Annotated in this window: 18 protein-coding genes and 1 tRNA gene; 10 read left to right on the forward strand and 9 right to left on the reverse strand. The window is 50.5% G+C overall.

From position 1 onward, the window contains the following. Window positions 1-33: 33 nt before the first annotated feature. Together VHA_RS10315 and VHA_RS10320 are read left to right on the forward strand one after the other, a co-directional pair. Window positions 34-1,299: an inorganic phosphate transporter gene (locus VHA_RS10315; protein WP_005504008.1), complete on the forward strand. Its 1,266-nt coding sequence runs from the start codon at window positions 34-36 to the stop codon at window positions 1,297-1,299. Between the two features lie 159 nt (window positions 1,300-1,458). Then, entirely contained in the window at window positions 1,459-2,073 is a 615-nt protein-coding gene (locus VHA_RS10320) for a TIGR04211 family SH3 domain-containing protein (RefSeq protein ID WP_005504009.1), read from the forward strand. A gap of 160 nt (window positions 2,074-2,233) precedes the next feature. On the opposite strand, the gene VHA_RS10325 is transcribed toward VHA_RS10320, so the two are convergent. Beyond that, complete coding sequence (locus VHA_RS10325; protein WP_005504010.1) at window positions 2,234-4,501, reverse strand: AAA family ATPase; 2,268 nt, start codon at window positions 4,499-4,501, stop codon at window positions 2,234-2,236. A gap of 213 nt (window positions 4,502-4,714) precedes the next feature. Here VHA_RS10325 and VHA_RS10330 point away from each other — a divergent pair, with 213 nt between their 5' ends. After that, the gene (locus VHA_RS10330) at window positions 4,715-5,944 is read left to right on the forward strand and encodes a multifunctional CCA addition/repair protein (RefSeq protein WP_005504011.1); all 1,230 of its coding nucleotides are present in this window, start codon (window positions 4,715-4,717) and stop codon (window positions 5,942-5,944) included. Between the two features lie 205 nt (window positions 5,945-6,149). Here VHA_RS10330 and VHA_RS10335 read toward each other — a convergent pair whose 3' ends face one another. Genes VHA_RS10335 through folB form a run of 3 tightly spaced genes read right to left on the reverse strand, consistent with a single transcriptional unit; the run spans window position 6,150 to window position 7,815 of the window. After that, window positions 6,150-6,953 carry an undecaprenyl-diphosphate phosphatase gene (locus VHA_RS10335; RefSeq protein WP_005504012.1) on the reverse strand — a complete coding sequence of 268 codons (804 nt, stop codon included), beginning with the start codon at window positions 6,951-6,953 and terminating at the stop codon, window positions 6,150-6,152. A gap of 20 nt (window positions 6,954-6,973) precedes the next feature. After that, a complete protein-coding gene (gene folK / locus VHA_RS10340; protein WP_040528622.1) occupies window positions 6,974-7,459 on the reverse strand; it encodes a 2-amino-4-hydroxy-6-hydroxymethyldihydropteridine diphosphokinase in 486 nt (161 codons plus the stop codon). After that, on the reverse strand, window positions 7,456-7,815 hold the full coding sequence (folB, locus tag VHA_RS10345; RefSeq protein WP_040528623.1) for a bifunctional dihydroneopterin aldolase/7,8-dihydroneopterin epimerase: 360 nt from the start codon (window positions 7,813-7,815) through the stop codon (window positions 7,456-7,458). Before folB ends, folK begins: the two co-directional genes overlap by 4 nt. Before the next feature lie 194 nt (window positions 7,816-8,009). On the opposite strand from folB, the gene plsY reads away from it, so the two are divergent. After that, on the forward strand, window positions 8,010-8,648 hold the full coding sequence (gene plsY / locus VHA_RS10350; RefSeq protein ID WP_005504015.1) for a glycerol-3-phosphate 1-O-acyltransferase PlsY: 639 nt from the start codon (window positions 8,010-8,012) through the stop codon (window positions 8,646-8,648). A 220-nt stretch (window positions 8,649-8,868) separates the two neighbouring features. On the opposite strand, the gene tsaD is transcribed toward plsY, so the two are convergent. Further along, window positions 8,869-9,888: a tRNA (adenosine(37)-N6)-threonylcarbamoyltransferase complex transferase subunit TsaD gene (gene tsaD, locus VHA_RS10355; protein ID WP_040528624.1), complete on the reverse strand. Its 1,020-nt coding sequence runs from the start codon at window positions 9,886-9,888 to the stop codon at window positions 8,869-8,871. A gap of 208 nt (window positions 9,889-10,096) precedes the next feature. On the opposite strand from tsaD, the gene rpsU reads away from it, so the two are divergent. From rpsU to VHA_RS10385, 6 genes are all read left to right on the forward strand, one after another. Next, window positions 10,097-10,312: a 30S ribosomal protein S21 gene (gene rpsU, locus VHA_RS10360; protein WP_002537656.1), complete on the forward strand. Its 216-nt coding sequence runs from the start codon at window positions 10,097-10,099 to the stop codon at window positions 10,310-10,312. Window positions 10,313-10,336: 24 nt separating this feature from the next. Continuing rightward, window positions 10,337-10,780: a GatB/YqeY domain-containing protein gene (locus tag VHA_RS10365; RefSeq protein WP_005504017.1), complete on the forward strand. Its 444-nt coding sequence runs from the start codon at window positions 10,337-10,339 to the stop codon at window positions 10,778-10,780. Between the two features lie 156 nt (window positions 10,781-10,936). Further along, window positions 10,937-12,688 carry a DNA primase gene (gene dnaG / locus VHA_RS10370; RefSeq protein WP_005504018.1) on the forward strand — a complete coding sequence of 584 codons (1,752 nt, stop codon included), beginning with the start codon at window positions 10,937-10,939 and terminating at the stop codon, window positions 12,686-12,688. Between the two features lie 93 nt (window positions 12,689-12,781). Further along, window positions 12,782-14,629 carry an RNA polymerase sigma factor RpoD gene (gene rpoD / locus VHA_RS10375; RefSeq protein ID WP_005504020.1) on the forward strand — a complete coding sequence of 616 codons (1,848 nt, stop codon included), beginning with the start codon at window positions 12,782-12,784 and terminating at the stop codon, window positions 14,627-14,629. Window positions 14,630-14,784: 155 nt separating this feature from the next. Further along, window positions 14,785-14,860, forward strand: a tRNA-Ile gene (locus VHA_RS10380). A gap of 195 nt (window positions 14,861-15,055) precedes the next feature. Continuing rightward, a complete protein-coding gene (locus VHA_RS10385) occupies window positions 15,056-16,159 on the forward strand; it encodes a beta family protein (RefSeq protein ID WP_005504021.1) in 1,104 nt (367 codons plus the stop codon). On the opposite strand, the gene VHA_RS10390 is transcribed toward VHA_RS10385, so the two are convergent. The 4 genes from VHA_RS10390 to VHA_RS10405 all read right to left on the reverse strand — a co-directional run bounded on the left by VHA_RS10390 (window position 16,119) and on the right by VHA_RS10405 (window position 19,841). Further along, window positions 16,119-16,697, reverse strand: coding sequence for a sce7726 family protein (locus tag VHA_RS10390; RefSeq protein WP_040528626.1), 579 nt, complete (start codon window positions 16,695-16,697; stop codon window positions 16,119-16,121). The genes VHA_RS10385 and VHA_RS10390 overlap by 41 nt on opposite strands. Before the next feature lie 179 nt (window positions 16,698-16,876). Then, window positions 16,877-18,415, reverse strand: a complete 1,539-nt coding sequence (locus VHA_RS10395) for a replication endonuclease (RefSeq protein ID WP_005504022.1) — start codon at window positions 18,413-18,415, stop codon at window positions 16,877-16,879. A gap of 251 nt (window positions 18,416-18,666) precedes the next feature. Then, window positions 18,667-19,134: a DMT family transporter gene (locus VHA_RS10400; protein WP_040528628.1), complete on the reverse strand. Its 468-nt coding sequence runs from the start codon at window positions 19,132-19,134 to the stop codon at window positions 18,667-18,669. Then, a complete protein-coding gene (locus tag VHA_RS10405; RefSeq protein WP_005504024.1) occupies window positions 19,131-19,841 on the reverse strand; it encodes a DUF3865 domain-containing protein in 711 nt (236 codons plus the stop codon). Before VHA_RS10405 ends, VHA_RS10400 begins: the two co-directional genes overlap by 4 nt. Between the last annotated feature and the right edge of the window lie 362 nt (window positions 19,842-20,203).

Here is a 20,203-nt window from a genome sequence, read left to right on the forward strand (position 1 = left end):
TCCCGTTTTCCGAATAGATAACAAGGTAAAACAATGGAAATCCTAGCGAATTACGGTTCCATCATTATTGTGGTGGCCGCAGTCTTTGGTTTCATGATGGCTATCGGTATCGGCGCAAACGACGTTGCCAACGCCATGGGTACGTCAGTGGGCTCCAAGGCACTGACGGTTAAACAAGCGATCATCATCGCGATGATCTTCGAATTTGCCGGCGCTTATCTTGCCGGTGGTGAAGTCACAGACACCATCCGTAAAGGGGTGATTGAAACCTCACTTTACGCCTCTCAACCTGACGTGTTGGTTTACGGTATGATGTCCGCTCTACTGGCTGCCGGCTCCTGGTTGCTGGTCGCGTCTTACATGGGCTGGCCCGTCTCTACCACCCATTCTATTATTGGTGCCATCATCGGCTTTGCCTGCGTATCTGTAGGCACTGAAGCCGTCGACTGGAGCTCCGTACAGGGTATTGTCGGCAGCTGGATTGTCACTCCACTTATCTCAGGTGTGTTTGCGTATGCCATTTTTGTCAGCGCCCAACGCCTGATCTTTGATACCGACACTCCCCTGATCAATGCCAAACGTTTCGTGCCTGTTTACATGTTTTTGACCGCGATGATTATCACCTTGGTGACGATCAAAAAAGGTCTGAAACACGTGGGCCTGCACCTGACTACCGGTGAAGCGGTAACAGTATCTATCGCCCTTTCCACGCTTGTGATGGTGTTTGGTTATTTTTACATCCGCCGTAAGTACAAAGACAACTCGGCCAGCGAAAATGGCTATCAGGGCGTAGAGCGCGTGTTCAGTCTCCTGATGGTCGTTACCGCGTGTGCGATGGCGTTTGCACATGGTTCAAACGACGTAGCTAACGCAATTGGTCCCCTTTCAGCCATTGTTTCTACCGTTGAACACATGGGCCAAATCAGCGAGAAAAGTCAGATTGCCTGGTGGATCCTGCCACTGGGCGGTATCGGCATTGTTGTCGGTCTGGCGACCCTTGGCCACAAAGTGATGGCAACCGTAGGCACAGGTATCACCGAGCTGACGCCAAGCCGTGGTTTTGCTGCGCAGTTGGCGACCGCATCAACGGTTGTACTGGCTTCCGGTACTGGCCTGCCTATCTCCACCACACAGACCCTGGTAGGTGCGGTGCTGGGTGTAGGTTTTGCCCGTGGCATTGCAGCACTGAACCTCGGCGTCGTGCGCAATATCGTCGCATCCTGGGTCGTCACCTTGCCTGCTGGCGCACTGCTTGCTGTGATCTTCTTCTACGTTATGCAGTTTATGCTTGGCGTATAATGCCATCCGAAAAAGGCATTTAAGTCACGTTTTTGTGCAGTGATGTCAGTCTTCGGTTAAAAAAGGGAGGTTATACCTCCCTTTTGTTGTACCTGAACCACAAAATTTTTTAGTATCTGACACAAACAGATACTCACGATCAAAACAAAGGAATACTCCGTGAAGCAACTTTTCTCTGCCCTGGCTGTATTGATGATGTTGGCGGTCCCTGCTGCGTATGCAAAGGACAACTACATTTCTGATGAGCTATTCACCTACATGCATTCTGGCCCAGGTACCCAATACCGTATTATTGGCAGCGTGGATGCGGGCACAAAAGTAACTGTTGTGGACAGTAACCGTAACGCTGGTTACAGCCAAATCATTGATGATCGAGGCCGCAAGGGATGGGTGGAAACCAAATATGTCTCCAACCAACCCGGTCTGAAAATCCGTGTCCCAGCGCTGGAAGAAGAGCTGAAGCAGGTAAAAGAAGCACTGGCTAGGGCACAGGGTGACACGGAAGCCAAAACCAAAGGTTTGATTACCTCCTTAGAACAGCGTAATGCCCAAGTGAAAGAGCTTGAACAGCACACCAGTGAACTGAACCAGAAGCTGATTGATGCACAAACCGAAATCCGCGAATTACGTGCCCGTATCGACACCCAGAAAGATGATCTGCTGATGCGCTACTTCACCTACGGTGGCATAGTGGCCGGTGGTGGCCTGCTGTTTGGCCTGATTTTACCTCACCTGATCCCACGCCGTAAGAAACGCAACAGCGGTTGGGCGTAGGCAATAATCGAACGACCAAAAAAGCCGCGGAAGCGGCTTTTTTAATGTCTTGAGTCAGCACACAAGGTGATAGCGCCTGGCTCTCACTGCTCCTCCCAGGTCCTGGGTCCTGGGTCCTGGGTCCTGGGTCCTGGGATAAGATTCTAGACACGAGATTGAATTACCAAGTCGTCAGTGCAGGAATCGCAATCAGCATGTCTTCAAACTGCACAACGACCTGTTGTGGTTCAATACCCCGCAGCAAAACTCCCTCCGCCACAAACTCTCCCTCCCGGGCTTCTTTGCCATTCACCTTCACCCAACGTGCGTTTTCATCGGAAGCATAAATATGGGTCTGGAAATCCATTGGCGGTAAACGGGTTAACTGCGCATCGGGCAACTCGGCAATCGGCACGACGTTGCTTTGCGGCTTGGCTCGATCAAGCTTGGCATCCAACGTACGGCTTTTATCGCTTCCCAATGCGGCTTCCACTTTCTTGGCAAGCTCCGGTGACAATCCAGACAAGTCCAGATCTTCCAGCGTCAGTTCATCATTACCTTTCAACTGAGTTTGGTTCGGTGCCGTAAACGAGGTGCTGCCCACTTCCACTGCCTTGTCAGCAGGCGCGGTCTGCTCCTCGTCCTCTTCCACCGTTATCGCCTCTGTTACTGGTGACGGCAACGGTTCAAGGGCAAGCTCAAAGACATCAGATTGCGGCATCATGACAATGTCACCCCCTTGCATCGCCTGCACTTCACCCGGTGTGGCATCAATACTGGTAACCAGAACCGGCCCAGGCATCTGCAACACAGCATCCAGCACCATAAAGGTCATTGCTCCCGGAATACCATCAGCATCCAGCCCTTTGCTGCGCTGGAACTCCCGCACTTTAACGCGCTGCGCCTGCCCGAATATATCGGAAACCGGTGTAGTGTCGCCCAGCACCAGGTTCAGGCGCTGGTCAAGCCAGCGTACACGCTCACCACGCTGGCCAAACTTGATGTGATTCGGGTTACCGAGCGGCGGGCGCCACAGCACAAGCACTTCCCCACTCCAGTGCTGCTTGAGAAAATCCCCGCTCACCAGCAGGCGCTTGTCCGCCGCCAGCAGCTCAAACTGATTTTCACCTTTGCCATACAACACAGCAAACCAGCTTTGCCCTTCAGGCCCGTTCATTTGCAACACCGCAGGACGGTCAATCGTCAGGAGCTGGGAAAAAGGCAGCCTGCCTTTAAAACAGGCCAGTTCACCACGCACGTCGGTAGAGCATCCTGCTGCCAGCACATCGGCATCAAAGCCCCAGAGCTTGTACAAGGACTGCATCGCCGTGCCCGCACTCAGGCTTTCTCTCGCTACCTCACCCAATAGCAGGGTAACAACCGGCTTCTGCGGCTTTGCCGTTGCTTTCTGCGCCACCACGGGCTCAGGCTGGGTAACGGCGACCACTGGCGTCTCCTCTTTCTGCTTGGTTGTTACCGTGGCCGGAGCGGGATCGTTGGCAATCACAGCCACGTTTTCCCTATTGCCTCCCCACAGCCCAACACGGACAGCCACTGCCAGCAATGCTGCGCCGCCGATAACACCGACATACATCGGCCAGTAACGCTTATGCCCGCTAGCTGGCTTAGTTTGAGTCATCCCCTGCCACGCCAGTACATCCTGACAGGCCTTAGCAGCAATCTCTTTGTTAACTTTCTGGCGGGACACTTTAAACGCCATCTTAAGCGATTTATCGCACACCAGATTCACCAGCCGCGGCACACCGCCAGTTTCCTTGGCAATAAGCTTGATTGCCGCGCCATCAAACAGCGGCTCAAGCCCTCCGGCACAGCTGATACGGTGGGTAATATACTGGTGAACTTCATCCGGCGTAAGCGGGATCAGGTGGTAGCGTGCGGTAATACGCTGGGCAAGCTGGCGCAGGTTCGGCTGACGTAACATCTGTTGCAGCTCAGGCTGGCCAATCAAAATGACTTTCAACAGCTTGCGGTAAGAGGTTTCAATATTGGTGAGAAGGCGAAGCTGCTCAAGCACATCCGGCATCAGGTGTTGAGCTTCATCGACCAGTAACACCGTCTGGATACCCTTGGATTCGTTGTTGAACAGCTTATCAGCAATCGCATCATAAAGGCGTTTAAAGCTGTCATCCTCGCTGTATGCCACGCCCAGCTCGTCACAAAGCGTCTGGAGCAGCTCGAGCACAGAAATACTCGGGTTGAGGATCATCGCTACCTGGGTCTTTTCCGGCAGACGTTCAAGCAAGGCTTTCATGGTGGTGGTTTTCCCCGTGCCCACCTCACCGGTTAACAGCGCAAGACCGCCACCGTCCTCAATACCATTCAGGACATGGCTCAACGCTTCTTTGTGCCGCTCACTTAAAAAGTAAAACCTGGGGTTAGGCACAATCGCAAAGGGCGATTCAGTTAACCGGAAAAAGTCTTGGTACATGAATAGTTCTCTGTTCCCTCAATGGGTTGCAAGGTATCGCGGCCCATAAGCGTTGTAAAGACAGACACGCCCGTAAGACCGTGTATTCAAGGGCAGGTTCGCAGCTTTTAGCCTCCCTCCTGCTATTCATACTCCCTTAACGGCGCCAATGTTTGGGTATGCAGTATTTCAGTATATGATGCCCTCATTATTACCTAAATTTCGGACTGTAATGTGAAAACCTACCTCGTTGGCGGCGCCGTGCGCGACGAACTGCTCGGCCTGAACGTAAAAGACAGGGACTGGGTGGTGGTCGGTGCTGACATCGACACCATGCTACGTGCAGGTTATCAACAAGTCGGTGCCGATTTCCCGGTGTTCCTGCATCCTAAAACCCACGAAGAGCATGCACTGGCGCGTACTGAACGCAAATCCGGCAAAGGTTACACCGGTTTTGTCTGCGATTTCACACCACAGGTGACACTGGAAGAAGACTTACAGCGCCGCGATCTCACCATCAACGCCATTGCCAAGGCAGAAGATGGCACTCTGGTTGACCCTTACGGCGGCCAGCAAGACTTGAGCAATCGCCTGCTGCGCCATGTATCACCGGCGTTTGTTGAAGATCCTCTGCGCGTGTTACGTGTTGCCCGCTTTGCAGCGCGTTTCCACCATCTGGGTTTCCGGGTAGCCGATGAAACCCTGACACTGATGAAACACATTGTCGACAGTGGTGAGCTGGAAGCGCTGACTGCCGAGCGGGTCTGGAAAGAGTGGGAAAAGTCACTCTCCTCCCAACACCCTGACGTATTCCTCAGTGTGCTGCGCGACTGCGGCGCTCTGGCGGTGGTGCTGCCGGAAATCGACGCCCTGTTTGGTGTCCCGCAACCTGAACAGTGGCACCCGGAAATCGACACCGGTATTCACACCCTGATGGTGGCAAGACAAGCCGCACAGCTCACCGAAGATCCAGTGATCCGCTTTGCGGCACAGGTTCACGATTTGGGCAAAGGCCTGACGCCGAAAGAGGAGTGGCCAAGCCATAAACGTCACACCAGACTTGGATTGGCGCCGATAAAAGCGCTGTGTGAACGGATCCGCGTACCCAACGCCTACCGTGATGCGGCCCTGTTGGTCTGCGCCGAACACACCAATGTGCACAACGCCGGCGAGCTAAAAGCTACCACTTTCGTGAAGATATTCGACCGCAATGACTGCTGGCGAAAACCCGAAAAAATCCCACAACTCGCCACGGCAAGCAAAGCAGATCATCAAGGCCGCACCGGGTTTGAACAACGGGATTATCCGCAGGCTGATTGGCTGGCTGGCGCCTTTGATGCCGCCAATGCGGTAGAAGTAAAACCGATCGTTGCCGCAGGGTTTAAAGGCCCGGCAATCCGTGAAGAGCTGACAAGACAGAGGATTGAGGCTGTGAAGGGGTATCTTGAAGGACATAGAGCTTAGGTCCTGGGTCCTGGGTCCTGGGTCCTGGGTCCTGGGTCCTGGGTCCTGGGTCCTGTAGGAATTATTCAAGATAATAAAAACAAAAAAGCGGCACTGTTAACAGTCGCCGCTTTTTCTATTCCTAGGATCTGCTCTTGCTCTTCCCAGGGCCTAGGACCTGTTTTTCCCAGAATCTAGGACCTGCTCTTCCTAGGACCTTTATTCTTTATCTCGTCGCCAGGAATACCGCCAGACCGAGGCCCAACGCGATTCGGTAGATAACAAAAGGCTTCATGCCCATTCGGGTAACGAGCTTCAAAAACCAGTGAATACACGCATACGCACTGATAAAAGACACCAGTACGCCAGTCAGAATGGGGCCCCACATCACAGGCACATCACTTTTCACCAAACCAAGGCCAAGATAAGAGCCAGCCAGTACGATGATTGGAATTGACATCAGGAAAGAAAAACGCGCTGCTGCTTCACGGGTGTAGCCCAGATACAACGCCATGGTCATGGTCGCACCAGAACGGGAGGTACCCGGGATCATCGCCAGCGCCTGTGCAATACCAATCCACAGCGCCATTTTCGGCGTGGTGTTGTATTCGTCAAACTCACACTTGGCTTTCACGTCTACCCACCACAGCAACAGGCCAAAGACAATACAGGTTATGGCAATCACCCACGCTGAGCGCAGGTAAAGCTCAATAATGTCTTTCATAAACAGGCCAAACAGACAGGCCGGGATCGTTGCCAGTGCAATCATCCATGCCAGACTGGCATCAGAAGAGCGTTCGCCTTTAAAAATAGAACGGAAGAAGGCGCCCAAAAGTTGCGTCACTTCTTTACGGAAGTAGCCAATAACCGCAAGCAAGGTGCCCACGTGTACGGCAACATCAAAGGCCAACCCTTGATCCTGCCAACCGAGAATTTCTGACGGAAGAATTAAATGCGCAGAGCTTGAAACCGGAAGGAATTCCGTCAAACCCTGAATCAGCGCCAGCGCAAAGGCTTCAAACATACTCATTAGCGTTAAACTACCTGTGATTAAAGGGAGAAATCCGTTGCAGGCCAGAGAGGTTGTTTTTCGGTGAAAGCCTCCCAAGCCTGTTTATAGGTTTGCGAGTCACCTGGAATGATCTGATCAGGGCAAAGCTCTGCCAGCGGCCATAGGGTAAATGCAAACTTATAGATATCATTGCGGGGCAGGGTCGGGCCGGAAGGTTGCGACAGCTCGCCGTATGTCAGCAGGTCAATATCCAGCGTACGGTCACGGAACTTGATCGCATCACGCTCACGGCCCCATCGCGATTCAATATCACGCAACGCAGCCATAATGCCTTCAAGGCTAAGGTCAGTATGGAGTTCCACGACAAGGTTATAGAAATTGGGGCCGTCGAAGCCAACAGGCTCAGCTTCAAAAATCCGCGAGCAGCGACACTGCGGATCCAGCTCTCTCAGTGCCGCAACCCCTTCTGCGATATGATGCTCACGATCAATATTCGAGCCAACACTCACTAACACCTGTGTCACTTTGTGCCCCGCTCAATCACCACACCGACAGTGCGCGCCTGAGGCACAGCGCCCGGTTTACTGACTTTTACACGAACCCAGGGAACGGAGAACCGTGATTGGATCAGGGCGGCAATCTCTTCTGCAACTCGTTCAACCAAAAGGAACCGGCCATTTTCGACCAGATCGATCACAGCACCACTGACTGCCGCATAGTCCAGCGCGAGGGTCACGTCATCACTGTCTGCGGCGGGCTTATTGTCATGTGCCATTTCTATATCAAACACCAGCTTCTGTTTGATTTGCTGTTCCCAGTCGTATACACCAATGGTGGTCACGACTTCAAGCTGCTCGATAAATACTAAATCCATGTTCATTTAAAAATATCAGAGGTCGGATACCTATTATGCGCAAAAGCACGTAACATCGTTGAATCAACGCAGTTGGGATCATTATCTATAAAACGCGTTGTATCTACACATTACCCGATAAAAAATGGATACTTTGTGTCTGTTGCGCGAACTATAACAAGTTCTTGTCGCCCTAGCGAATGTTCAACGTGGATGACCGAATGACAGCGATTGGCCTACTGATGATCGTGATTGCCTACTTACTGGGTTCTGTCTCCAGTGCGGTATTGATCTGTCGTCTTTACAGTCTGCCAGACCCACGGGAACAGGGCTCAGGCAATCCCGGAGCAACCAATGTCTTTCGCCTTGGCGGACGTCTGGCTGCCGCGTTAGTTCTGCTGTGTGACATGCTCAAGGGCACTATCCCGGTCTGGGTCAGCTACCTGATAGGCATCAATCCCTTCCTGCTTGGCCTGATTGGTATCGCCGCCTGTCTTGGCCATATCTACCCGATTTTCTTTCACTTCCGCGGCGGGAAAGGCGTTGCTACGGCACTGGGTGCTATTGCCCCTATTGGTCTGGATCTTACCGGCATGATGCTGGGAACCTGGGCCGCTGCGGTATTGGTGACAGGCTATTCATCGGCAGGCGCCCTGTTTGCCTCTCTCTTCGCCCCACTTTTTACCTGGGTGGTCAAACCCCAGTTCACTATGCCGGTTGCTATGCTCTCTTGCCTGATCATTTTCCGTCATCAGGAAAACATAAAACGCTTACTGCGAGGGAAAGAGCAGAAAGTCTGGCATAACAAGAAGAAGCTGGCGGAAAGCGAAGAGCAGGAAGGAAGGAAGAGCAGGTCCTAGGACCTAGGTACTGGGTACTGGGTACTGGGTACTGGGTACTGCAGACAGGATTCCACATTACTAAGAAACAAAAAAGCGGCACTGAAAATCAGTCGCCGCTTTGTTCTGTTCTTGAGCTCTACTTTTCGTTCTTCCTAGGACCTAGGACCGCTTTTTAAATTCCCAGGACCGCTCTTCGCTTTTCCTAGGTCCTTCTTTTCCTAGGCCCTGCTCTTCGCTCTTACCCTTCAATCGGCTTAAGCGTATCAATGGGCCAACGCGGGAAGGCTTTCACACCCAGGTCGTTATGCTCACCGTTTTTCAGGCGCTGCATACCAGCGAATGCGATCATGGCACCGTTATCGGTACAAAACTCAGTGCGCGGGTAGTAAACCTCACCGCCAATGTTTTTCGCCAGCTCTTCCAGCTTGGCACGCAAGTGACGGTTTGCGCTCACGCCTCCCGCAATAACCACCCGTTTCATGCCGCACTGCTTCAACGCGCGCTTACACTTGATCACCAGCGTATCCACGACCGCATCCTCAAACGCACGGGCGATATCTGCGCGGGTTTGGTCATCATTGCCATGGGCAGCAATGGTGTTCGCCGTGAACGTTTTCAGGCCAGAGAAACTCATGTCCAGACCCGGCACATTGGTCATCGGACGCGGGAAAATAAAACGGCTACTGTCACCTTTTTCGGCCAGTTTAGAAAGCAGCGGGCCGCCCGGATAGTCCAATCCCATCAACTTGGCTGTTTTGTCAAATGCTTCACCGGCCGCATCATCAATCGATTCACCGAGGATCTGGTATTCACCAATCCCCTTCACTTCAACAATCATCGAATGGCCGCCAGAAACCAGCAAGGCAATAAACGGAAACGGCGGCGGGTTATCTTCCAGCATCGGCGCCAGCAGGTGCCCTTCCATATGATGAACGGGAACAGCAGGAATGCCCCATGCGTACGCCAGGCTGCGGCCAATGGTTGCACCGACCAGCAGTGCACCCACCAAGCCCGGGCCTGCGGTATATGCCACGCCATCAAGATCTTCCGGCGTCAGGCCGGCCTCTTCCAGCGCCGCCTTTACCAGCGGAATCGTCTTTTTCACATGATCGCGAGATGCCAGCTCTGGCACGACACCGCCGTAGTCGGCATGCAATTTGACCTGGCTGTATAGCTGATGCGCCAACAGACCTTTTTCATCATCATAAATTGCCACGCCAGTCTCGTCGCATGACGTCTCGATGCCCAGAATTCGCATAACACCTCAGCTTGCTTGGATCCCAGATCGATCCGCTTTCGATCTGCCAGTTTTCAAAACAGGTGGCAATATTACATGGGCGGCATCAAATTCACCAGTTATGCTTTACAAGCACCCTAGTATCGGATTAGAATTCCGCACCATTTTTAATCAAAGCTGGTCAAACTGTCTCCAGCGATAACTGACTAACCCCCGAGGTGAAAGGCACATGCCAGTAGTTAAAGTACGTGAAAACGAACCATTCGACGTAGCACTGCGTCGCTTCAAGCGCTCTTGTGAAAAAGCAGGTATCCTTTCTGAAGTTCGCCGTCGTGAGCACTTCGAAAAGCCAACTACCGTTCGCAAACGCGCTAAAGCCGCTGCAGTTAAGCGCCACCTGAAAAAGCTGGCTCGCGAAAACGCACGTCGCGTTCGCCTGTACTAATTACGATTAATACAGGATTGCGGCATGGAATTGATTGAACGTCTGAAAGACGAACAAAAAACGGCAATGAAAGCCAAAGACAAAGCACGTCTTGGCACCATCCGTTTGATCATGGCTGCCATTAAACAGCAGGAAATCGACGGTCAGAAAACATTGACCGAAGATGACGTGCTGGCAGTGCTGACCAAAATGGTGAAACAACGCCGTGATTCCGTAGCGCAATATCAGTCCGCAGGCCGTGATGACCTGGCTGATGTGGAACTGGCTGAAATCGCCGTTTTGGAAGAGTTCATGCCAAAGCCACTCAGCGACGAAGAAGTTGATGCTCTGGTGAAAGAAGCCATCGCAACTTCCGGTGCAGGCTCCATGCAAGACATGGGTAAAGTCATGGCCGTCCTGAAACTTCAGGTTCAGGGCCGAGCTGACATGGGTAAAATCAGCCAATTGGTTAAAGCCAATCTGGCTTAACGTTTACCCAACCTGCAAACAAGCCGTGCTATCCAATTTTGGAGTGCGCGGCTTGTTCGTATTCGCTCAGTAACAAATACTGATGATACCCAAGCTAACCGAAATAGCGGATAGCTTGGGTATTTAACGCTCTTAACTACCGAATTCTGAAGGTTTATGGCAGGAAAGATCCCCCGCTCATTTATTGATGATCTGCTGGCACGACTAGATATTGTCGAGCTGATAGACGCGCGGGTGAAACTTAAAAAGCAAGGCAAAAACTACGGTGCCTGCTGCCCCTTCCATAACGAAAAAACCCCGTCATTCTCCGTCAGCCAGGAAAAACAGTTCTATCACTGTTTCGGTTGTGGTGCCCATGGCAATGCCATCGATTTTGTTATGGAGTATGACCGTCTCGAGTTTGTCGAAGCAATTGAAGAGCTGGCATCAACCCTTGGTCTGGACGTGCCCCGGGAACAATCCGGCGGTGCCCCCAAAGGGCCGTATGCACGCAGTGACCAGAAACGCGACCTGTACCAGATGATGGGCCAGATTGCCCAATTCTACCAATCAGGGCTGCGCAGCGATGCCGGGAAAACAGCGATTGACTACCTGAAAGGCCGTGGCCTGTCTGGTGAAATCGTCAAAAAATTCGGCATTGGTTACGTCGCTGACGAATGGGATCAGGTACGTTCCCGCTTTGGCCGGGATAACACCAGCCAGCAGGCACTGGTTTCCACCGGCATGCTGATTGAAAACGACAACGGACGCCGTTACGACCGCTTCCGTGGTCGTGTGATGTTCCCCATCCGTGATCGCCGTGGACGAGTGATTGGTTTTGGTGGCCGGGTGCTGGGCGATGGTACACCCAAATACCTCAACTCGCCGGAAACTCCAATATTCCATAAAGGGCGCGAGTTATACGGTCTGTACGAAGTGTTGCAGGCCCACCGTGAGCCGAAACAACTGCTCGTGGTCGAAGGGTATATGGACGTGGTGGCACTGGCGCAATTTGGCATCGACTATGCTGTTGCCTCACTTGGCACATCTACCACAGCGGAACACATTCAAACCCTGTTCCGCCAGACTTCCAACGTGATCTGCTGTTACGACGGCGACCGCGCAGGACGTGACGCCGCATGGCGTGCTATGGAGCAGGCGCTCCCCCACCTTGTGGACGGCCGGCAGCTCAAATTTATGTTCCTGCCCGACGGTGAAGATCCGGATTCCATGGTGCGGAAAGAAGGCAAAGACGGCTTTGAACAGCGCCTTGCCAGTGCCATGTCACTGTCCGAATTCCTGTTTAATACCCTGATGGAACAGGTCGATACCAGCAGTCAGGAAGGTAAAGCCAAACTGACCACACTGGCGGTGCCACTGATTGATAAAGTGCCCGGCGGCACACTTCGACTGTATCTGCGTAACATGTTGGGGCAAAAACTCGGTCTACCTGATGAGCAACAACTGGAAAAACTCATCAGCCGGCAAGGACAGGCGCAAACGCGTAAGCCATTGCCGGAAATAAAACGTACTCCCATGAGAGAGGTGATAACCCTGTTATTACAAAACCCAGGGTTTGTCGAGAATGTGCCCCCCTTAGAGGGGGTGGAAGAACTTGAGATCCCTGGCTTAAATTTATTCACCTCGATGCTTGAACTTTGCCGGTCCCGTCCCAATATTACGACAGGACAGCTGCTCGAATACTGGCGCGGCACAGATCAAGAAGCATTGTTGGCCAAATTGGCAAGTTGGGAACTACCTATCAACGAAAACAATGCGTTAGATATATTTTTAGACTCACTGGACAAAATTTTGGACCAGTGTGTCAAACAACAAATAGCCAAGTTGCAAGCTAAATCGAATACCGTCGGCTTATCAGTCGAAGAGAAGCGGGAATTGCAGTTGTTAATCCTCAACCGGCCCGACTAGAAACTAGCCAGCATACTTGTATTTTGCTAAAATTGGCAGTTTGCGTTTCCGCATACTAAATTCTTCACTCAGACCCGAAGTTGGATATCGTCTATGGATCAAAATCCGCAGTCACAGCTAAAGTTGCTTGTCGCCAAAGGTAAGGAACAAGGCTATCTAACCTATTCAGAAGTAAATGACCACCTACCGGAAGACATTGTCGATTCTGATCAGATAGAAGACATCATTCAAATGATCAACGACATGGGTATCCAGGTGGTGGAAACAGCGCCGGATGCCGATGAGCTGATGATGTCTGAAACTGTCGCAGACGAAGATGCCGTTGAAGCCGCCGCAGCAGCACTTTCCAGCGTTGAATCTGAAATAGGTCGTACCACTGACCCTGTACGCATGTACATGCGTGAAATGGGGACAGTAGAACTGCTTACCCGTGAAGGCGAAATCGACATCGCCAAACGCATCGAAGATGGGATAAACCAAGTACAGGTATCGGTTGCCGAGTACCCAGGTTCTATCTCATCACTGCTGGACCAATTTGACAAAGTGGAAGCTGAAGAGCTTCGCCTGACTGACATCATCTCCGGATTCGTTGATCCTAACCAAGACGACATCGCCCCTACTGCGACCCACATCGGCTCAGAGCTCACCGACGAGCAATTGGACGATGAAGACGACGACGTAGACGACGATGACGACGAAGATAGCGAAGACGAAGCGGAAGAAGATACTGGCATCGATCCAGAGCTGGCGCGTGAAAAGTTCAATGAACTGCGCGTCGCTTACGAAGGCATGCAACAGTCAATCCAGAAATACGGCCGCTTCCACGAACAGACCACCGTCGCCATCGCCGAGTTGTCTGAAGTGTTCAAGCAGTTCCGTCTGGTACCAAAACAGTTCGACCGCCTAGTCAACGAAATGCGCGACACCATGGATCGTGTACGCACTCAAGAGCGCATCATCATGCGCCTGTGTGTCGACCAAGCAAAAATGCCGAAGAAAACCTTCGTACAATTGTTTGCCGGCAATGAATCATCAGACGCATGGCTGGATAAGGCGTTGGCCTCTGATAAACCATACGCAGAACGCCTCAAGCAGCACGAAGAAGATCTTCGCCGTTGCATCCAGAAGCTGAAAATCGTTGAAGACGAAACCGGTCTTTCTGTTGAGCGCGTAAAAGACATCAGCCGTCGCATGTCCATCGGTGAAGCGAAAGCCCGCCGTGCGAAGAAAGAGATGGTTGAAGCAAACTTGCGTCTGGTTATTTCTATCGCCAAGAAATACACCAACCGTGGCCTGCAATTCCTGGATTTGATTCAGGAAGGTAACATCGGTCTGATGAAAGCGGTAGACAAGTTCGAATACCGTCGTGGTTACAAGTTCTCGACGTACGCAACATGGTGGATCCGTCAGGCAATCACCCGTTCAATCGCTGATCAGGCGCGTACTATCCGTATCCCTGTTCACATGATTGAAACCATCAACAAACTGAACCGCATCTCACGCCAGATGCTTCAGGAAATGGGCCGTGAACCACTGCCGGAAGAGCTGGCAGAACGCATGCAAATGCCAGAAGACAAGATCCGCAAAGTGCTGAAGATCGCCAAAGAGCCAATCTCCATGGAAACCCCTATCGGTGACGATGAAGATTCACATCTGGGCGACTTTATCGAGGATACCACCCTCGAACTGCCAATGGATTCTGCCACCATGAATAACCTAAAAATGGCAACCAGCGAAGTACTGGCAGGCCTGACGCCACGTGAGGCGAAAGTGCTGCGTATGCGTTTCGGTATCGACATGAACACCGACCACACATTGGAAGAAGTGGGTAAACAGTTTGACGTAACACGTGAGCGTATCCGTCAAATTGAAGCAAAAGCACTGCGTAAACTGCGTCACCCAAGCCGCTCAGAAGTACTGCGCAGCTTCCTGGATGAATAATCCAAACGCGGTTTAACCGGCATAATGGAAAGGCGAGCATACAGCTCGCCTTTTTTATATTTAAGAATCCGTTCAAGTGATTAAAATCCATACCGATCAGGAATGCTTACATCTAGACACCCCCGCCACCAACCCTTATAATCGACCGCCTAAACGGCCCCTTAGCTCAGTGGTTAGAGCAGTCGACTCATAATCGATTGGTCATGTGTTCAAGTCACATAGGGGCCACCATATTTAAAGGCCTGAGAGGTTAGTAACCACTCAGGCCTTTTGCTTTTCAGCTTCTGTGTAGCATATATGTAGCAGATTGATTAGCCCTCTCCTCCCATCACATATCTACCTTGTCGCAAAACCATAAAAATCCGATTGCATAACAAGCGACATTCGATAGCTTTGACTATTAATCCATACGGCTAATAGGTTTACATGTCTATATATTTCCCTCTACTGCGAGTTCAGCGCGGCGAGTGCGACGCGATCAAAGAGTTATCACCGGGTGTCAGAGAAAATGTCTATCCTACATGGGAACTGACACAAATCCCGCAAAGGTCAGTTCGAGATGGAGGGGGAGATAAGATTACTCTAGAGGAACATTTAAAAAATACTTTCGAAAAGTTAATGCTTACAACACTCAATGGCCAAGCCTTGGCAGTGGATGTAAGCCTGTATGACACAGTGTTTGAAAGTGACGCTGGTGATTTAGTGCACACCATTACTTACCTTAATAATCTATGCACCAGGCATAACATCCAGCTTGAACCAGTAGTAACGGATACAAGCAGCGACGATCTCATCCAAGCGATCGTAGATTGCAAATGCAAGTCAGTATGCATCCGCGTTAACGCCGACGATAGAGAATATAAAGCCATCAAATCAGAAAACAACCGCCTCTACAAAGCACTAGGCCTAGAACAGGCTCAGATAAGATTGATATTTGACTTAAAGGGAGTCAACGAGAAGAACTTTTCCAAAAGACAAAGTTCCATTGTTTCTCTACTTCAAAATATGACCTCGTTAGAAGGCTGGAAAAATACATCAATAGCCTCTAGCTCATACCGTGACTCTATGAGTGGAGCAGAAAAACACAAAGTTCTGAGAGAACCTTTACTTGAAGTTCAACTTTGGAAGAACCTATCAAGCCTCAATATAGTAGCGTCCCCCAACTATGGCGATTATTGCCTCTCTGCCGCAACATTGTCTTACGATACTCCTGTGGAATTTATGAACCCTTCAGCGACCATCCGATACTCTTCACCACTACATTGGATATATGTAAAAGGAGAGCAAGTTAAGGGGCGCGGTGGTAAGAAAGGGGCGGGCTGGAGTCAAACTCAAGCACTTTGTAAGATACTTATCGATACCGTTGAATATAGGAGCTTTGGCAACAAATATAGCTGGGGAGATAAACACATATCTGACAGAAGCGAGAACAAAGTATCAAGTGGCACAGGCTCTACATGGCGACAGGCAGGGGTCAATCACCACGCAACTATGATCGTGAAACACCTTTCCAATCAGTCCGAGATTTAAGTGAAACCCTGACATACTGGTGAAGTTGGTCATAGGGCATCGCCTCAACCAACTTTTCCCATAAAGCCCATCTTGGTTTTGATTGTACTCCAGTCGTAATACCACACATTTCGAGAGCCTTGAGAGTTTCATCTCGCCAGAGCAACTGGGCTAACGAATGCAAATCAACTGATGGATTCTTCTTGTCTCTACGAGCAGTTCTAAGCTTGAACCCACCTCTAGCCATTGGCTCAATAACTTTCACTCCCCACCAACTAGGGATTATTTGGAGTGACTCCTGCAAGTGATTGTTTGATACGACAAGAGTTGCTTTGTCTAACGTTGCAGAATATAGGGCTACTTGTTGAGGTAAGCGCTTCAAATTATCTTTGGCACTTTTCAGCTCGTAACCGTGAAGAATACCGTTAACAACAACGATATCAGCTCTTACAACTCCTTGCCCTAAACCAAACTCGTCCACAACGATAGAGTCTGCATCTTCGTGGTATTTTTTCAAGAGCCGATTATGAACAGTAGTTCTTACATCAATATCGTTCATACATTCCCCTTCCCCGAACCGGAAGGCATGTTATTGATAATTCCTTTGGAGTCAACCTAGTAGACAGAGTAACCAGATACAAGTACATAGCTTTCCTTACGAGATGCAAACCATGTTTTAAGAGTTCCAATACAAAAATACAGTTATTCACAGAACTCCAAGTAAAAGCGCATCTGTCTTTAAGACAGATGCCACTCGTTAGTTCGAGTGATAATGGTCTTCCCAGCTGCGGAGATGCCTTTCAGTACCTTCAAAAGCTCCTCTTCGCTATACATCGAGGTTTTCACAACGCCCGTTGCCGTATCCACGGCGAGTTCATAATGCGGCGCGATAGCCTGTTCAGTGCGTTTACAGAACACACCGCCCATTAAGTCTGTAAACGTCTTCCAACAACCTTTATCCGCTGCTGCATGGATTTCTGTCACCAGCTTACTTTCACCCATCATGGCCTTTAAACGGCGTAATTCGCGCCAAACCGTTACCGAACAGCCGCCAAGTTGCTGAAACTGGCGAATGCTCCAACAGGCCGCCCATGCATCCACCCTTGCCGCTGCGCATTTTGGGTCTTCACCGTAAACACCTGCTTCAAGATTCTCACCATCAATGTTTTTGGAGATGTATTTAGCGATATAGCCCGTTGCTGAACCCTTATTTGGGTCTATCTTCACTTCGGTGAAACGGTGCTTATCTGCGCCGTTCTCGTCGCCATCTTCGCGCATGGCGTAATCACGCATGATGTTTATCAAAGTGTCATAGTGTCGAGGTTCGACAAACAACAGTAAATGCCAATGCGGTGTGCCATCATGTTGCGGCTCTACGACGCGAAAACCATAGAAACGCACGTCTTCTCGCTGCAACTTGGCGCGAACCAGTTTCCAGTTCTCGTTGAGATAGGTTTGTGCTTCTACTGGCGTATAACCTTGCCATTTGGGGTTATCGTCGCCGGTAGTGGCATAGCTGCGGTGATACTTTGACGGGCAAGTAATGGTGAGAAAGGTGGCAACATGGCCTAGCTCGTTGGCGAGATCTTCAAAGCCACGCGCACGAACCATCAATTCGGTTTTGCGTATTTTTGGATCAGATACGCCTTTTTTGGAAAGCTCCAGCAGGCTAAAGCGTTGTCCGTATTGGTTGGTCATCATTGTCTTTGACAGATATCCCGTATGCTGGAATTTCTGTGCCGCTCTGGCGTTAAGCGTTTCGTCTGAGCAATAAATAGCTTTGCAGCGGTTCACTTCCCCAATGTGGCGCATGGTGGTTTCTATGTTTTTCCGCTGTGCCTTGCGAAGGTTACGCAACCACCAAGACTTGTCTGACAGACGCCTTAATCGCCCTTCCTGCTTGTATTTGTTCTCATCTGGTGGGGTAACACCGTAGCCACGGCAAATGGCAGAAAGTAATGATAAGGCTTCTTCCTCGTTACCCATCATAGTTCGACGAATTGACAATGCGGAATCCACCAAATGTTCGGCTTCTTCCTGTAATTCATCTTCTGACGTGCTGAGGCTAAGTTTTTCGGGAGAAACGGTAAGTTTTGAAACAAGGCTATCGACCAGCTCACGAAGATAAGTATTTCTGGCGAACTTGTCTGGAATCGCTGTGTAACGGCTGAACAGTTTTTTTTGCGCTTTCGCTGGCAAACAGGAAAGGCGCTCTTTTACGAACGCCCTATCATCCCAATCAACTTTCGCCAGTTCAGAATCAGGAATGACTAACATCTAGTGCCCTCCCTGCGTCGGTGAGTTCATAGCGAAGCCATGAAATACCGTAATAGAAAACCTTTCTGCTAGTCAAAATCCCTTCACGCTGTAGCTTGATAATCGTTCGGTGCATCACTCGAATATCAAAGCCCTTTCCATCGGTGCATTGTCCCAGCAATTTCCGCGGCGACTCATACTTTAGTCAAATTCAAGTATCACCTCATATTCTCCACTGTAATGCCTCATCAATCCCTATTAAACTCTTACACCTACACCCCTTTCTGGCTGTCATACATGATGAGCACCGCACCTGTCAGAATAAGAGCCAAAGCCACTGCTTTTGTCACCGAAATGGAGTGGCGAGGCATCCCAAACAACCCGAAGTGGTCAATCACCACAGACAGCACCACCTGCCCCAGGAACACAAACAGGATGGACACCGACACCCCCAGTTTGGGAAAGGCAATAAACATAAAGAAGATGTAAAACGCCCCTATACAGCCTGACGCCCACATCCACCAGTCGGACAGTTCAAACTTCAACAGGACGTTGTGTTTGTTGATAACCAGGGAAAAAAAGAGCGAGGTGACAGCCCCGCCCAAGTACAGGATGAAGGTCGCATCAACCTGATCGATTGCCAGTTTGCTTTTGAGGGCATTGGTCATGACAGCCTGGACCGGGATGATACAGCCCCCCAGGAACGCAAATAGAAAATAGGGAAGGTAAGCGGTATTCACGCAGTACGTACCTCCAATGACTTCCAGAATTGGGTGAGCAGGCAAATCATGGATATAAAGCCGGACTTGAACAGGGTCATCCTGGGCTTGGTGTCCACCACACCAAACAGGGTTTGCCGCAGGTCTTCCGCATGCCGGGCTTCCGTCCCGTCAAAGTGAACGTCGTAAAACCGGCTGACCTGCGCCCAGTCATTATGGCATTTGTCCCTGAGCGCGAGGTGCCCTTGATACATCCGCTGTAACTGGGGCAAGGCATGGACCTCCTGGGCGAAACAGGCTCCCATCATCTCGAAACTGTCTTTAGAAAACAGCAACAGTGACGCATCCCTGAGGTGGAGAGTTTCGAAGCTGGGCGCATAACAGCTAAGCGGCGCAGAGTAAACCTGCTCAAAATAGGTATGACATGACTTATTGAAGAGCACAGCATGCGAATCGCTTTTCACACACCCTTCCCCAGATTCGTCGAGGATGTTGTGTTCAAATGCCGCAATCACCGGATCCAATGAGCGGTCATTTTCCCTCCTCAACCGCTCCAACCCCACCTGTAGACGTGTTTTGGTCGGCTCAAGCCAGGCTACCATATTGGAATAGAATGTTTGGTAATCCTCTGGCGTGAAGTCCTTCATGTTTTCTGAAACATTGACCAAGTAGCCGTTATTCGCCACCGCAACAGCGGCTGCTTCAAGTTTTTCCATTTCCGTGTTCATGTGTAAACCTTTCACAGTGAAAACCCAAGAGAGATATGTCACTCGGTTAACAACAAACAACTATCCTGGACACGACAAATCCTAGCGATTCTGACTTTAATCCAAATAATCACACAAATTATGAGGTTTCTATGACATCGTCAGCCGGTTTCTCGGAAGCTTGCGTAACGTTCATTTATCGTGAAACACCACCGCAATAACCTCATTAACGATATAGGAGTCTGATTACAGAGATTTCGCCGTGAGCTCAACACTCGTATCAGCCCAAGCACCGCTGACTGACCTAAACACCAACCAGAACAGATAGTTCAGTAATCTCTCGCACTAGATGCGCAATGAGAGAGTGGACGGATACTAAAAAA

It is taken from the genome of Grimontia hollisae CIP 101886, from assembly GCF_000176515.1.
GTDB lineage: Bacteria > Pseudomonadota > Gammaproteobacteria > Enterobacterales > Vibrionaceae > Enterovibrio > Enterovibrio hollisae.